Annotated in this window: 11 protein-coding genes; 5 read left to right on the plus strand and 6 right to left on the minus strand. The window is 71.8% G+C overall.

What is annotated here, in order from left to right; all coding sequences use genetic code 11:
• Window positions 1-17: 17 nt before the first annotated feature.
• Window positions 18-500 carry a hypothetical protein gene (locus ACN27B_RS24425; protein WP_422741628.1) on the minus strand — a complete coding sequence of 161 codons (483 nt, stop codon included), beginning with the start codon at window positions 498-500 and terminating at the stop codon, window positions 18-20.
• A 139-nt stretch (window positions 501-639) separates the two neighbouring features.
• On the opposite strand from ACN27B_RS24425, the gene ACN27B_RS24430 reads away from it, so the two are divergent.
• The 5 genes from ACN27B_RS24430 to ACN27B_RS24450 all read left to right on the plus strand — a co-directional run bounded on the left by ACN27B_RS24430 (window position 640) and on the right by ACN27B_RS24450 (window position 12228).
• Window positions 640-1230, plus strand: a complete 591-nt coding sequence (locus ACN27B_RS24430) for a DUF7019 family protein (protein WP_422741629.1) — start codon at window positions 640-642, stop codon at window positions 1228-1230.
• Between the two features lie 9 nt (window positions 1231-1239).
• On the plus strand, window positions 1240-4698 hold the full coding sequence (locus tag ACN27B_RS24435) for a protein kinase domain-containing protein (RefSeq protein WP_422741630.1): 3459 nt from the start codon (window positions 1240-1242) through the stop codon (window positions 4696-4698).
• Window positions 4699-4704: 6 nt separating this feature from the next.
• Window positions 4705-5319, plus strand: coding sequence for a hypothetical protein (locus tag ACN27B_RS24440; RefSeq protein WP_422741631.1), 615 nt, complete (start codon window positions 4705-4707; stop codon window positions 5317-5319).
• A 117-nt stretch (window positions 5320-5436) separates the two neighbouring features.
• Window positions 5437-11367, plus strand: a complete 5931-nt coding sequence (locus ACN27B_RS24445; protein ID WP_422741632.1) for a DUF4011 domain-containing protein — start codon at window positions 5437-5439, stop codon at window positions 11365-11367.
• Window positions 11368-11529: 162 nt separating this feature from the next.
• A complete protein-coding gene (locus ACN27B_RS24450) occupies window positions 11530-12228 on the plus strand; it encodes a hypothetical protein (RefSeq protein ID WP_099164593.1) in 699 nt (232 codons plus the stop codon).
• 46 nt (window positions 12229-12274) lie between these two features.
• Here the strand turns inward: ACN27B_RS24450 and ACN27B_RS24455 are convergent, their stop codons facing one another.
• The 5 genes from ACN27B_RS24455 to ACN27B_RS24475 form a co-directional block, all read right to left on the minus strand.
• Window positions 12275-12523 (minus strand): DUF4926 domain-containing protein, encoded by a 249-nt coding sequence (locus ACN27B_RS24455; RefSeq protein WP_216642337.1) that lies wholly within the window; start codon window positions 12521-12523, stop codon window positions 12275-12277.
• A gap of 470 nt (window positions 12524-12993) precedes the next feature.
• Window positions 12994-13467: a hypothetical protein gene (locus tag ACN27B_RS24460; RefSeq protein ID WP_422741633.1), complete on the minus strand. Its 474-nt coding sequence runs from the start codon at window positions 13465-13467 to the stop codon at window positions 12994-12996.
• Window positions 13468-13480: 13 nt separating this feature from the next.
• Window positions 13481-14782 carry a hypothetical protein gene (locus ACN27B_RS24465; RefSeq protein ID WP_422741634.1) on the minus strand — a complete coding sequence of 434 codons (1302 nt, stop codon included), beginning with the start codon at window positions 14780-14782 and terminating at the stop codon, window positions 13481-13483.
• Entirely contained in the window at window positions 14779-15099 is a 321-nt protein-coding gene (locus tag ACN27B_RS24470) for a type VII secretion target (protein ID WP_422741635.1), read from the minus strand. The genes ACN27B_RS24465 and ACN27B_RS24470 overlap by 4 nt, the downstream gene beginning before the upstream one ends.
• On the minus strand, window positions 15086-15487 hold the full coding sequence (locus tag ACN27B_RS24475) for a YbaB/EbfC family nucleoid-associated protein (protein WP_099161061.1): 402 nt from the start codon (window positions 15485-15487) through the stop codon (window positions 15086-15088). The genes ACN27B_RS24470 and ACN27B_RS24475 overlap by 14 nt, the downstream gene beginning before the upstream one ends.
• Between the last annotated feature and the right edge of the window lie 135 nt (window positions 15488-15622).

The raw sequence follows: 15622 nt of genomic DNA on the forward strand, positions 1-15622 counted from the left end.
GCCCATCCCGTCGTCGCTCAGGCAGCCACTGAGCCGAGGCCGACGCCGTCGAGCAGGTTGATCAGCTCGTCGTCGCGAGTCACCTCGTAGCCCCGCTCGCGTAGCTCCGCGATCAGCGCCGCCTCCCGGTCGACCGGCACCTCCAGGTACTCACCGTCGTGGACCGTCAGCGCGACCTCTCCGTACCGCTCCTGCAGGTCCTTCGGCAGCACGTCGAGCGCCCGCCTCGCCACCATCGAGGGCCAGCTCATCTCCACCACCGCGCCGAGCGAGGCGATGTCGAACGGCTCGTCGTCGGGGTGGTCGTCCTCGTCGTAGCACTCCGGGCCGGCCGGGTTCTCCAGGTGGGTCATCGGCACCCGACGGGCTTCGCCCCACGTACGCGCGGCGGCGAGCGCCCGGATCTCCGCGGCCTCCCCGGTGGCGGTGTCGGCGTCGACGAAGGCGAGGGTGTCGTGGTTGGTGGCGTGGCCGTAGACCAGGCGGTGCTGCGTCGTCATGGCGCCCATCCTGCACGAATGGTCCGACAAACCAAGATCGGCCCGCACGGACACCGATCATCGTCGATCGTGGGTCAGCAACGTGTGCATGCGCCACGTAGGGTGGGCTTCGGACGTCTCCCCGTAACCGGAGTGCATCTTGAGCCTGAAGTACTACCTCTACCTGTCGCATCTCAAGATCGGGCTCCTGGCCGCGCAGGTCGCCTCCTCCGCGCAGCACGAGACCGAACTCGCCGTGGACCTGAAGGTCGTCCGCTACAGCCGCAAGGCGGTGCTGCCCGAGCGTCACGACCTCGACAAGCTGGAGAAGGTCATCCGGCATCTGCAGGACGCCGACCAGATCGGCGCCGCGTACGAGGAGCGCCCCTACGTCCAGGCCTGCCTGGAGATGCGCTGGCAGGTCTTCCCGACCGCCGGCATCGTGGTCTTCGCGGGGACGCTCGACGACCAGGTCATCGTCCTCGGCGGGTCGGCGTCGCACGTGGTCGGTGGCGGTGACGCGGAACCGGTGGGGTCGGTCCCGCCGTACCTGTTCCGCAAGCTCCGGGACCTGCGGGGCGACCCGGGTGAGTTCGACGACGAGCGTTTCCACGAGTCGTTGGCGCAGATCGGGGCCGTCCTGCCGGGGCCGGCGCAGCGGGTCGAGTTCGTCGCGAAGCGGCTGGCCGAGAAGCCGGGTCCGGACGGCACGCTGCTGGGCAGCCCGATCTACGTGGCGCTCGTCGACTAGGGCCTCGGCGTGGACGCGGGGCAGGTCATCCGGTGGCGGCCGGGGGAGACCGTCCTCGACACGTTCCGCATCGAGGAGGTCGTCGGGACCGGCGGTACGGGTTTCGTCTACCGCGCCCATCACCTCGCCTGGGGCGTCGACCTGGCGGTGAAGACACCGCGCCCCGACCTGGCCTCGGCGCCCGGCATCCTCGATCTGCTCGCGCAGGAGGCGCAGGCCTGGACCGATCTCGACCCGCACCCGAACGTGGTCGGCTGCAACTACGTGCAGCGCGTCGGCGCGTACCCGGTGATCTTCGCGGAGTGGGTCGCGGGCGGTGACCTGACCGCGGCGGTCCGGGAGGGGCGGTGCCGGGACCTGCCGCAGGCCCTCGACGTGGGGATCCAGATGCTGCGCGGCATCGGGCACGCCCACGCGGCGGGTCTGGTGCACCAGGACGTCAAGCCCTCGAACGTCATGTACGACGGCGAGACGGCGAGGGTCACCGACTTCGGCACGGCCAAGGCGAAGGCGTCGGTCTCCTCGCCCCCGCAGGGTGACGACGAGACCGGGTACGCGACGCTGGGCGGCTTCACCCCGCAGTACTGCTCCCCGGAACAGGTCGACCCGGAGGGCCGGATCGGCCGGGCCAGCGACATGTGGTCCTGGGCGTTGACGGTGATCGAGGTGCTGCACGGGCGGCGGCTCTGGCAGTGGGGCCACGAGGGTGCGGACGCGCTGGCGGCGCTGCGCGACGATCTCCCGCCGGCGCTGCGCGACCTGCTGGCGGGCTGCCTCGACCACGATCCCCGCTCGCGGGTCGGCGACACCGCGCAGGCGGAGGCCGTCCTCCTGGACGTGTACGCCGACGGGACCGGAAGCCCTTACCCGCACCCCGACGAGGTCCCGCCGTCGCTGCGCGCGGACGGTCTGTCCAACAAGGCGTTGTCGCTGTGGGACCTCGGTGAACGGGACCGGGCGGTCGAGTTGTTCGAGCGGGCCAAGGCGATCGACCCGAACAACGTCCGCGCCGTCTACAACCACGGGCTGATCAGGTGGGGCAACGGCGTGATCACCGACGAGACCCTGCTGTCGGAGCTGCGCGCCACCGGCGACTCCTGGGAGGCGGACCACCTGGCCGCGATGGTGCACCTGGAACGCGGTGACGGTGTCTCCGCCGCGCGCCACCTGGCCGAGGCGGACCGCAAGCATCCGGGCTCGCCCGAGATCGCGGCCGCGCGCGAACGCTGCGCCCGGCTGGAGCCGAGGGGCACCCTCGAGGTGTTCGGGCGCACGTCCGGCACGGTCGTGGCGATGGCCTGCGACCACGACGCGACGCACGTGGTGGTGGCCGAGGAGTCGGGGTGGGTGCGGATCTGGGACGCGTTCACCGGCCGGGTCGTCGGCGAACTCGCCGACTCCGGTGTGCCTCCCGTCGACGTCGCCATCGACCACGCCGGCGCCCGGGTCCTCGTCTGCTACCGGGATGGCGTGGTCGAGGCGTGGCGTCTCGCCGACGGAGCCGCCGAGCTCGACGGCCGGTGGGAGGGCGGGACGGCCGTGGCACTCAGCCCCGAGGGCGGCTTCGCGGCCGTGGGCACGGCCGACGGTCGCGTCCTCGTGCTTCGCGCCGGCACCTGGGAGACGGTGGCCGACATCCGGCCCCACGAGGGCAGGGTCACCCGGGTGGTCCTCGGCCCGGACGCCGAGGTGTTCGTCTCCGCCTCGCTGGGGCGTGCCCACTCGGGCGTCGACCACCGGGTGGAGCAGTGGTGGCCGCTGCGCCGCACCCGGATGCGCGGCCTGGAGATACCCCCCGACGAGGTGGGGCCCGACGACCAGAAGGTCGCCCTGGCAGCGGACGGCTCCACCGTCCTGAGGTGCGGCTTCCGCTCCCTCATGGCAGTGGACATGCGGGTCTGGGACGGGCCGCGACGGTGGGAGATCCCCTGGCTGATGGGCTACGACCTGCTCGGCGTCTCGGGCCGGGCGGGCTGGGCCCTGGTCGACCCCGGGACCGGCGACCTCCAGGTCCTCGAACTGGCCAACCGCCGCTGCGTCCGCACCTTCGGCAAGGACTGGGAGCGGGGTGCGCACCGCGACGCCGCCGCGTTCAGCGGCGACTGCGGCTACGCCGTCGTCGCCGAGTCGGCGGGCTATCCCCTCGACCAGACCTCGCTGTCCCGGCTGCCCATGCCGCTCAGCGGACATCTCGCCCCGTGGTCGTACGCGCCGCCCCGCCCGGTCGGTGTCCTCGCCCACGAGGAGAGCGCGTTCGAACAGGTCATGGACCGTATCGAAGCGCTGATCGAGTCGAGGGAGCGACGGCTGGCGGCCGATGCGATCCGTGAGGCCAGGGCGATTCCCGGCTACCACCGCCACCCTCGCCTGCGCCGTGCCTCCCGAGCCGCCGGCCGGGACCTGCGGCGCACCGGGCTGGCCGGCGTCTGGGTGCAGCAGGAGCTGACCGACATCATGCTCACCCGCGGCACCTACGACGTCAGCGAGGACGGGCGACTGTTCGCCTTCCCCGCCAACGTCGACGAGGTGGAGGTCTTCGACCTGGAGACGGTCGAGAAGGCGGGTTCGGTGGCCCGGCGACGGAACCCCGCCACCACGCTGCGCTTCGCCAGGGGTGAACGCGATCTGGTCATTCTCTACTCGGACGGGCAGGTCGCCTGCCACGACACCGCGACGCTCGAGCCGCGGTTCCGGGTCGCCGGCGCGCTGCCCCGCGACGAGGGGAACACGACGCTCGACCTCTCCGGCGACCTGCTGACCGTCGGATTCGGGTACGGCCTGGCGACGGTGTGGTCGTTGGAGGCCGCCGCCTGCGTCGCGACGGTCCGCACCGGGCCCGGCACGATCGACGGAGTCACGGCCGACGAGGAGTCCCAGCTGATCGCCGTGCACCTGCGAACAGGCGACACGAACACGGTCGAGGTCCGGTCGATGGACACCGGACAGCCGGTGCAGACCTTTCCGCACGTCGACGCGCACACGGAGATCCGCTTCGCCGCCGGTGTGCTGCTGATGGCCGGGATGACCCGCCTGGCCGCGTGGCGACCGGGCGACCGGCGCCCGCGGTACGAGCTCCAGTGGGTCAAGCACAGTTCCTCGGCCACCCTGTCCTTCACCGGCGGCCGGCGCCTCGCCGCCATCGCCGGTCAGCAGGGCTTCGTCGTCTGGAACGCGGCGACCGGAGACCTGGTGTTCGACGGGCGGGCCGTCGACGACCCCGAGCACCCCGTGTACGGGATCGACACCGTGGCGGTGTCCGCCGACGGAACGTTCGCCGTCGCGGGGGACCCGGGCGAGCAGACCGTCGACGTCTGGGACCTTCGGGCGGGACGCCGGATCCGCACGCTGCACGGTCACCTCGTCCGGGTGAACACGGTACGCGCCGACAGCTCCTTCAGCACCGTCGTCACCGGCGACTTTCAGGGCAACGTCCGCATCTGGGGCCTCGACTGGGACTACGGGGAGTGATCGAGCATGTTCGAACGCCGCCGCCGGCACGACGACCTGCGCGCGAGGTTCCTGGCCAACCGGGACCGGGTCCGGTCCTGGCGGGAGGCGTGGGAGATCCCCGAGGTGGTGTGGACCGACGAGTTCAGCGAGATCCCCTCACCCTGGATCGTGCTGGAGAAGGACCGGGAGAGCTGGCTCAGGATCCACGCGCCCGTGATGGACACCTACCACTGGATGTTTCTCGGGCGTCCGTTGACTCCTGGAGTCCGGGAGGTCCGGGTCCGGTGGCAGTTCGGGGCGGGGCACCGGTTCGAGGAACTCGACCTGACGATCGTGAGCGTGTGTGACCCGGCGTACCTGGCCGAGAAGCTGACCCTGGCGGTTCACCAGGCCGGGTTGAAGGGCTGGCGGGACGAGGACGCGCAGCCGGTCTACCAGTGGCTCGTCGAGGGCGTCGGCATGACGCCCCTCGGCAACGCCGTACGGGGCAACAAGCGGTCGGGATTCGTCCTGATGAGGTTCAGCCGTTTCCCTGACACCGACGGCAACGTGATCGTGCAACTGACCGCGGTCGAGACCGACCGCGCGCTGGACGGCTCACCGCTCGACGCCGACGGGGTCTCCGTACCCGAGCGGTAGACATGGCGCACCTCCTGCCCGAGCGGTACGACAGCCAAGATCGGCCGGGGGAGTCGCCGCCGACCGGCCGACCGCTAGGCTGGGCGCTTCCCGGCCTCGCCACCTGGAGTAACGCCCATGTCCGACAGCGTCTTCGCGCAGTTCACCGCCGACGACGACCAGCTCGCCGTCGCGTTGCTCGTCCAGCCGGCGATCAACGCCGCCCTGGTGCACAACCGGGTGCCGCTGGTCCGGCACCTCACGCTGACCAACCGTGGCGCCGAGCCGCTGACGGACGTGACGGTGACGCTGGACCTGCTCGGCCCCGACGGTGCCATGACCGAGCCGTGGACGCGTACCCTCGGCAGCCCGCTGCGGCCGGGGGCGAGCACCGGCTGGGACGACTTCCGGGACGTCACCCCCGACCGCGCGCTGCTCCACCGCACGGACGAGGCGTTCCCGGTCGACTACCGCCTGACCGTCGAGGCGAACGGCACACCGCTGAGCCTCAACGCCCCGTCACGCGTGCTCGCGCACAACGAGTGGTTCAACAGCCCGGCCCTCTACGACAGCCTGGCCGCCTTCGTGCAGCCGAACACCCGGGCGGTGGAGGCGGTGCTGCGGTCGGCGGCGCGGCTCCTGCTGGCGCGTACCGGCTCCGGGTCGTTGCAGGGCTACCAGGACGGCGCGGAGCGGGCGGCGCTCATCGCCGGCGCGGTCTACGAGGCGCTGCGCGGGCTCGACATCCACTACCAGACGCTGCCGGCGTCGTTCGAGAACAGCGGTCAGAAGGTCCGGACGACGGCGGCCGTGCTGGACGGGCGGCTCGGCAACTGCCTCGACCTGTCGGTGACCTACGCCGCCTGCCTGGAGGCGGCCGGCCTGCACCCGCTCGTCTTCATCGCGACGGGACACGCGTTCGGCGGCTTCCTGCTGGAGGAGGAGCGGCTCAGCGCCGCCTCGGTCACCGAGACGAACCTGCTGATCTCGATGGTGGACTCCGGCCGTGCCGTGCCGGTCGAGCTGACCCGCGTCGGACCCGGTGCGCAGACCGCGACGTTCACCGAGGCGGTGCGGGTCGGGCTCGGCCACTTCCGCGGTGAGGGGCACCGGTTGCAGGGCGTGGTCGACGTCCACCTGGCCCACCGCTCCGGCATCCGGCCGCTGCCGTCGACCGACGAGGTGGTCGCGCCGGTCGACGCCGCCCCGGCGACCGACCCGACCACCGAGGCGTCGCTGGACCTGCCGGCCGGGGTGGCCGCCGCCAAGCTGCGCCAACTCGCCGACGACGGCGAGGAGGTGCCGCAGCCCTCCGACGGCTCGCCGGCGCGGATCCAGCAGTGGCGCAAGTCCCTGCTCGACCTGAGCCTGCGCAACCCGCTGCTCAACCTGCCCAAGCGGGGCCGCGGCCTGGACCTGCACGTGCCGGCCGGCGCCCTGGCCCTGCTCGACGACCTCATCCACGACGGTCGTCAGGTGCAGGTCATCCCGCAGGACGACATCAGCCACGTCCACGAGCTGGCCGGCGCGCGCCGGGCGCAGGACCTGGACGCCGACATCCTCACCCGGGAACTTCGCACCGACCGGCGGGTCTACGGCGCGGTCACCGAGGCGCGCTACAAGACCGCCATGCGGGCGATCCAGCGCGAGGCGCGCACCATGGAGCAGGAGACCGGCAGCAACTACCTCTACCTGACCATCGGCACGCTCGTGCACCCCCGGGCGACCGGGGGAGAGGCGTACGCCCCGTTGTTCCTGCTGCCGGTGCGCATCGAGGGCGGCACCGGCCGCCGCCCGTACGCGATGGTCATCGACGGCGCCGAGGTGGCCAGCCCGAACCACTGCCTCATCGAGTGGCTGCGGGTCAAGCACGGCGTGCGGATCCCGGAGCTGGAACAGCCGATCCGCGACGAGCACGGGATCGACGTGGCCAAGACTCTCGCGGCGATCAACGCCGGGCTGGTCGACAACCGGCTGAACTACCGCATCGACGAGACCGCCAGCCTGCGGCTGCTGCAGTTCTCCACCTTCCAGATGTGGCGGGACCTCGGTGAGCACTGGCCCCGGTTCCTGGAGAACCCGGTGGTCCGGCACCTGGTCGAGTCCTCCGGGGCGACGTTCGACGACCCGGCGCGGCCGGAGGACCACGGTGCGGAAGCCGTCGACGAGGCGGAACTGCACCTGCCCATCCCCGCCGACGGCTCGCAGATGCAGGCCATCGTGATGGCCGAGCGCGGCCAGTCCTTCGTGCTCGAAGGGCCGCCCGGCACCGGCAAGTCGCAGACCATCACCAACATGATCGCCCGAGCGGTCGCCGCCGGCCGGTCCGTGCTCTTCGTCGCCGAGAAGCAGGCGGCGTTGGAGGTGGTCAAGCGGCGGCTCCGGCAGGTCGGCCTCGGGCCGTTCGCGCTCGACCTGCACGGGCGCAAGCAGTCCCTCAACGCGATCCGCCAGCAGCTGCGCGACGCCCTGGACCAGTACGACGCGGGTGACGGCGGCACCTGGACCGCCGTCGAGACCGCCTACCGGACGCGGCTCGCGCCGCTGGCCGAGTACCCGGCGCAGGTCCACGCCGCCAACCCCGTCGGCATGTCGCTCTGGTCGGCGTACGAGCAGGTGCTCGCGTACGGGGACGGGCCGGTCGCGCCGATCCCGGTGAGCTACCTGCACGCGCCCGACGAGACGCGGGCGCACGTGGAGCGGACGCTGCGGGAGTTCCCGGCCGCCGCCCGCTCCGCGCGGATCCGACCCGAACACCCCTGGTCGCTCAGCGGTTGCCGCACCCTCGACGGGCTGCACGGCGCCGCCCTCACCGAGATCGCCGCCGACCTGGAACGCGTCCGCGCCGACCTCGCCGCCCACCCCGAGCTGTCCACGCTGCTGCGGACGCTGCCCACCCCGGAGGCGGTCGGCGAGCTGCTGGCCGGCGCCTGGCTCGCCGTACGCGGGATGCTGCCGGACCGGGAGACCACAGCGCGGGCCGGCGACCGGCGCTGGGACGAGGCGGTGACCCGGTTCCAGGCCGAGGTGGCCGGTTTCCACCAGGGCTTCGCCGGCGAGCTGGCCACCTTCCGACCGGACGTGTACGCCCGCCCCGAGCTGGCCGCCTGGCACGCCGAGGCGCAGGAGGCGGCGAAGAAGGTCTTCGGCAAGCGCAAGCGGCGACAGGCCGTCGTCGACCGGCTGGCGGTGCACCTGGTCGCCGGCGCGACGCTCGACGCCGAGCAGATCGAGGTGACCACCGGGCGGCTGGTCGCCGCGCAGACGCAGGCCGCGGCGCTGCACCGGCAGGCGGGCGCGCTGGGTGGCCTGCACCTGCCCGGGTGGCTGCCCACCGACCCGGACGCGCCGCGGCGGCTCGCCGAGTCGGTCGAGGCGACCCGCGTCGGGCGGGCGCTGCTGGCCCGCCACCCGCAGGCGTGGGAGCTGTTCCGGCGCGGTGTCACCGACGCCGACGCCGCCCTGCTCGACCGGGTCGTCGCCCGCTGGCGGGCCTGGCGCGGGGTGCTGCGGTCCGGGGAGCCGGAACTGGCCCTCTGGGCCGCCGGCGCGCACTGGGTCGACGCCTGGCAGCGCGACGGCGCGACCTGGCTGCACGAGCTACGGACCGAGGAGCTCTTTCCGCTGCGCCGCTGGGCGACCGCGCTCGGCCACGCCGACGTGCTCGCCTCCGCCGGCCTCACCGACTACCGCGACCGACTGCTGCGGGCCGAGGTGGCCGGACAGTTCGCCGAGGAGGCCTACCGGCGGGGCGCCGCCACCGCCTCCCTCGCCGAGCGGGCGCGGGCCGGCGGCCTGCAGTACTTCGACCCGGAGCTGCACGACGACGAGATCGCCCAGTTCGAGACCGCCGCCGGCGAGCTGCGGTCGGCACTGCCCGAGCGCCTGCCGTCGGTGCTGGTCGCCCGCCGCCCCTTCAGCCCGACCGACCGGCGCGGACGCTTCGCCGACTTCGCCGCCGAGCTGCGCCGCAAGCGCGGCGGCCGCTCCTTCCGGGAGTTGTTCGAGCTGTACCCGGACGTCGTTCTGGCGCTGACGCCGTGCGTGCTGGTCAGTCCCGCATCGGCGGCGAACTTCCTGGCCCCGGGGAGTCGGCGGTTCGACCTGGTCGTCTTCGACGAGGCGTCGCAGATCCGGGTCGCCGAGGCGGTCGGCGCGATGGGACGCGGCCGCGCCGCGGTGATCGTCGGCGACTCCCGGCAGATGCCGCCGAGCAGCATCATGCAGGCCAGCCACACCGTCGACGAGGTCCCCGACGGCGATGCGCCGGTGCTGGAGGACCTGGAGAGCATCCTCAGCGAAGCCGTCGAGTGCGGGCTGCCGCAGCGGTGGCTGTCCTGGCACTACCGCAGCCACGACGAGTCGCTGATCGCGTTCTCCAACCGCTACTACTACGACAACAAGCTCTCCAGCCTCCCGTCACCCGGCGCCAGCAGCTCCGCCGGCATCACCTGGCGGCGGGTCGACGGCCGGTACGACCGCGGCGGGACCCGAACCAACGAGGTCGAGGCGCGGGCCGTCCTGGCCGACATCACCCGGCGCCTGCACGACCCGGCCACCGCCGGGCAGTCGATCGGCGTGGTCACCTTCAACATCCAGCAGCGGGATCTCATCCTCAACCTGTTGGAGGACAGCGGCGACCCGATCGTGCGGGAACACCTCTCCGGCGCCGTCACCGAACCGATCTTCGTGAAGAACCTGGAGAACGTGCAGGGTGACGAGCGGGACGTCGTCCTGTTCTCGCTGGCCTTCTCCACCAACCCGGAGACCGGGCAGCTCCCGCTGAATTTCGGCCCGCTCAGCCAGGTCGGCGGCGAGCGGCGGCTCAACGTCGCGATCACCCGGGCCCGCCGGCAGGTCGTGCTCTACTCCTCGTTCGACCCGTCCGACATCGACCTGTCCCGCACCTCCGCCGTCGGCACCCAGCACCTGCGGGCATACTGCGAGATGGCGGCGGCCGGCCCCGACCGGCTGGGTGACCTGGCCACCGACCGGGCGGAGCGACGCAACCGCATCCGCGACGAGGTCGCCGACGCGCTGCGCGAACGCGGTCACGAGGTGCGCACCGCGCACGGCCTGTCCGACTTCACGGTGGACATCGCCGTACGCCGGCCCGGATCGCCGCGGTGGCAGGTGGCGGTCATGCTGGACGGCCCCGAGTGGAGCGCCCGCCCCACGGTGGCCGACCGGGACTCGGCGCCGGCGCTGCTGCGGCAGATCATGGGCTGGTCGGCGGTGGTCCGGTTCTGGCTGCCGGCGTGGCTCCGCGACCGGGCGACGCTGCTCGACCGGGTCGACGAGGCCGTCTCCCGCGCCGACGAGCCCGAGCCCATGCCCGTCCCGGCTCTCGGCGAGGTCGAGGTGCCGTCGCCCCGCCTGCCCGCCGCGTCGGAGTCGGGCGTGGAGGAGAACGGCGAGCCGTTCGCGCCGGCGCCGGTGACGAGCCTCGTCACCGCACCGGGCCCCGCCGTCACGACCGCGTCGCCGGCGGCCGCCGGCACCGTCGAGGTCCGGCCCTTCGTCCCGTACGCCCCGACGCCGCTCGGCGACCAGGGCGACCTCGACCTGCTCACCAGCGACCAACGGGTACGCGGGCTGGTCCGCGAGGCGCTGCGGGAGATCATCGCGGTCGAGGGGCCGGTCGAACAGCACCGCCTCGCCCGCTTGGCGCTGGCCCGGTTCGGCTTCCTGCGTACCCGGGAGGACCGGCGGCTCGCCGTCCTCGCGCTCGTCGACGCCCGCCGGTGGTACGACCACCCGACGGTCGGACGCTACGCGTGGCCCGAGGGGACGGATCCGCGGAGCTGGCAGGCGTACCGGGTCACCCAGCTCAGCAACGACCGCGCGTTCGAGGAGGTGCCGCCCGAGGAGGTGGCGAACGCGTTCGTCCACGTCCTGCAGGGCGTGCCGAGCCTCGACGAGGACCGGCTGCTGCGCGTCGGCCTGGAGCGCCTCGGCTACCGGCGGCGCACCGAGAAGATCGACCGCCTGCTGCGGTACGGCTTGCACGTCGCGGTGACCAGCGGCCGGGTCCGCTTCGACGAGGAGCGGCGCCTCACCCTGAGCTGACGCATCCTTGCCGTCGAACGGACGATGATCGCTTCGTCCAGCAGGTCGACGGCGGTGACTGTTCAGCGTCCACTTTCTGCAGATCAACGATCTGGCGCAAGGTCCACTTCGCTGATCGAATAGAGGCTCGGTCGGAACTGATGGTCGAAGGAGTTCTTCATAATGGCGACAGATGCCCTCGACGGACCGGTTACCGAGGAGGCCGTACCTGGGCAGCGAGTCCTCGCCCTGTTGGACAAGGCCATCGCCATCCAGAGCCCACTGGTGGCCAAGAACATCGCCCGGGCCCGCCAACGGAACCCCGAGGCCACGCCTGAACAGGTGATCCGAAACCTGGAACGGATGTACATCAGCGCACTGACCGGGACGGGTGCGGCGGTGGGCGGAGCGGCGGCCGCGCCCGGCGTCGGCACCGGCGTCGCCCTGGCGCTCTCGGCCGGCGAGGCTCTCTCCTCCCTCGAACTGAGCGCCCTCTTCGCGCTCTCGATCGCCGAAGTCCACGGAGTCCGCATCGACGAGATCGAACGTCGCCGCACGATCGTCATGGGAATCATGCTCGGCGGTTCCGGCTCCGCCACCATCAGCAAGGTCGCCGAGCGCACCGGGCAGCACTGGGGACGCCAGATCGTCGCAAAGGTGCCCGGCGAGACGTTGAAGCAGATCAACAAGGTCCTGGGGAAGCACTTCGTCACCAAGTACGGGACCAAGCAGGGAATCATCGTTCTCGGCCGAGTGGCGCCGTTCGGTATCGGCGCGTTGATCGGTGGTGGCGCGAACGCCGCTCTCGCCACCCTGGCGGTACGCGCCGGTCGCCGCGCGTTCGGACCGCCCCCGCCCACCTGGCCCATGACCGACGGGTAGCTCCTGCGTCGTCAGCCGCCATCCACTCGGTCCCGCCAGTGCATGGCTAACTGGCGAAGAGCATCCGTTGCGGGTGCTGTCCGAGGTCGGCAGCCTCGGCCTGTCGGATCTTGTCCGGGGTGAGAGCCACGCTGCTGAGCATCCGGCCGTCCTCGTCGGTGAACTCCACCTCGTACGCGAACTCGGGCCGGTGAAACACGTGCACGATGGTACCGACCGCCCCGGCGGGCAGGTTCTCCTCCGGAACGGCGGCCCTGAGTTCGACCGGGTCGTACAGCTCCACGGGTGTGCTCACTTCGGCGGGAACGAGATGGTGATGATCAGCGAAGGGCGGTCGCGCCGGCTTCCACTACGTCACCAGTCGATAGTTCGGGATGTCTCGACCGCGTTCCTCGTCGGGTGTGTCGATCGGCCGTGCCGCCACACCGGCGGGAACTGGCGCACGGGACACGTGGATGCCCTCGAGACAGGTGTCGCACCAGAACGAGACGTAGCCATATCCGGCAGCCGGGGGACCCGTGAACACCATACGTAGAGTGCGGTGGTCGCAGGTGGGGCAGGGTAGATCGGACGAAGCGGGTAGGGCGCGGTACACGACGTCATAGGCGGCGAGCCACTCGTCAAAGGCGGCCATCAAACCCATCTCCGGCCTGACCGGACCCTTTCGTGCTCCAGTGCGTGCGCTAGTCCTTCTCGCCTCAGCACCGATCCGGCCGGTGGTTCCGGGCCAAACCCCCGCCGGGCATCCAGTGGAGTGAGCGGACTTCAGGCCTTCAGATGGGCCAGATAGCCTTGCCAGGCAGGGCGATCGACCGCATCGGGCGAGGTGCCCGGTGGAAACCAGGTGAGCCCCAGATTGGGATCCCAGGCAGCAACCAGAGAGTCGAGACCTCCGACCAACGCCACTGGCCACAGTCGTGCGGCGGAGAGTTGCTCGAAGACCTTGCGGGCCTCGGTTAGTTGGATGTCGCGGTTCCTGCCGGTGTATCCGAAGTCCCACATGATTTCGTAGGCATCCAGGAGAGACTGTTCCTCAGGAACATCGGATGGATAGGCGAGGTAGTTGAGGGCCACCTCACCGCCGACTTCCCGACTCGGATCGCATTGGGCGGGACGGCTGAGATAGATCGCATTTTCGGGCCCGACTGAGGTCTTCATGCCGACGGTTGAGGCGATCCGGTCAGCGACCCTGCCAAGTGGTTTCTGCGTATGGATGAATATGTGTTCCAACGTAGACATGTGAGCACCGTGATCATTCAGGAAGTGTGAGTATTCGATTGTCGCCCAGAACGATGCGAACCTGACCAGGCAGGGCGCTGCCGTGCTGGTGATGCTGCCCAAGCGCTCGGGCGAAGCCCCGCCGCGCATCCTCCTCACCCAGACCCACCGCGCGGCCGTCGATGACCAGGTCGCCGCCTCCGGTCTGAGCCACCTGCTTGCCTGCTGTCAAGATGTTACGGCGAACCGATTCGCTACTGGAGACTTCGAGCGTCTTGAACTCGGTGACGACCCCCGGATCACCCGGCCCGGACCGCACCATTGCGTCTGGATTCTTGAGCTTGTATACACCGTCGTTCCGCTCTCTGGGGTGGACCATGTCGCCCTCGTCGCCGAGGCGGTCGGCGATGGCGCGCTCCTTCTCCTCGAACAGGCCGCGGGGGTCGTCCACTCCCGGACGGAAGTCAACCCCGAGCGGCCCGTGTTGCTTGCCCGGGTCGAAATCGAGAGATCGAGGCCCAGAACCGCCCTCACGCGGGTCGGACGGGCCATTCCCCGAACCTTCCGGCGGGCGGCGGGGGATGAGCCGTCCGAGCGCCTCCTTCAGCTTCTCGATCAGGTCGCCGAGCCGTCGCACCTCCGGCATCAACCGCCGCAGGCTGGCCAACAACCCCCGCACCAGCCGTGCGATCCGCGCTCCCCACGACGCCACCGTCGTGGTCACCTGCTCGACGACCAGCGGCGTCGCGAGCCCGGCCGTGGCGACCAGTTCGGTCGCGTACACGATCAGGCGGGACACACAGGCGGCGACGGCGTCGCGGACCAGCAGTCGCACGGCCGCGACCAGGCCGGCGGCGCCCTCGGTGACCGCGGCCATCGCCTCGGCGCCCTGCGCCAGCCCGGTGATCGCCTGTTGCTGCTCGCCGGCCCAGCGGCGGTAGCCGGTGGCGGCGGTCCCGGTCCAACCGGCGACCTCGGTGCGGACGGCGTGCGCCAGCTCGGCGGCGTCCTCGCGCAACGACGCGGCGACGTTGCGCCAGGTCTGGGCGTGCGCGGTGATGGCGGCCGGGTCGCCGGCGAGCCAGTCCAGGGCCTCGCTGAGCGGCCGGACGTGCTCGATGAGCCAGGCGATGCCGTACTGCAGGAGCGCGCCGGCCGGGTCGGACACCAGAGCGAGCGCGTCCAGGCCGGCGCTGACCACGCCGAGGCCGCCGTCGATCCAGCTGCCGGTGCGGACGCCCTGGGCGATGAGTTCGATGTCCTCGCAGATCCACACGCCGGCCCAGGCGCTGGGGCCGGCGTCCGTCGCGGTGGCGACCAGCGGGTTGGTGGTCACCGCCGCTGCCGCACCCGGTCCAGCAGGTGGGCGGCGTGGGTGTCGGAGGCGCGGTAGCGCTCGGCGCCGGCGCGGACCTTGTCGGCGGTGTCGCGGACCGAGGCGGCGGCGGTGCCGATGCCGTCGGTCAGGGTGCGCTGGAGGCCGTCGAGCAAAAGCGGCATGATCGCGCAGAGCTGCCCGTACGCGTCGGCGCTCAACCGGACCTGCTGGCCGGCGCCGCGCGCGGTGTCGATGCGGTCGGCGCAGCGATGCAGGTGGCCGGCGTGGGCGGTCAGGTCGTCCGGGTCGACCTGGAGGCCCTCACCGCCCGGCATCCGGCGCGCCAGCGTCGGGGTCGAGCCGTCGCCGGTGGCTCTCGACGATCGCGCGTGCGGCCGGGTCGTCCTCGCCGAGGGCCTGCGTGGTCGCCTCGGTGAGGTGTCGCAGCAGGTCGGTGCGGGCCGCCCGGGCGGTGGCCAGGATCTGTCGGGCGGTGTGGGCGGCGGAGTGCTGCCGGGTGCGCTCGTCCAGCCGGAGGTCGGCCAGCGACCCGGACGGGTCGACGGTGACCTCGACCAGGCCGTCGGCGCTGCGGGCGGTGCCGGTCAGCGCCTGCGTGCGCGCGGACAGGTCACGGGCGCGGGTCGCCCGGTCGGCGAGGGACGACTCCCACTCGTCGAGCCGTCGTGCCGCCGCGTCCAGCGCGGCCTCGTCCGCCCACATGACAACCCTCCTCGGAGGACAGGGGTGACCGACACGGTAGCAACCCGTCGCGCTGCGTGTGGGCCCCGTGGCATCGCGGTGACAGGTGAACTCCCTTGTGGAGGGACATCCCGTCGCGCCGGCCGTTGCTAGGGT

This window comes from Micromonospora sp. WMMD754, from assembly GCF_049315235.1.
In the GTDB taxonomy this organism is placed as follows: Bacteria; Actinomycetota; Actinomycetes; order Mycobacteriales; family Micromonosporaceae; genus Micromonospora; species Micromonospora sediminicola.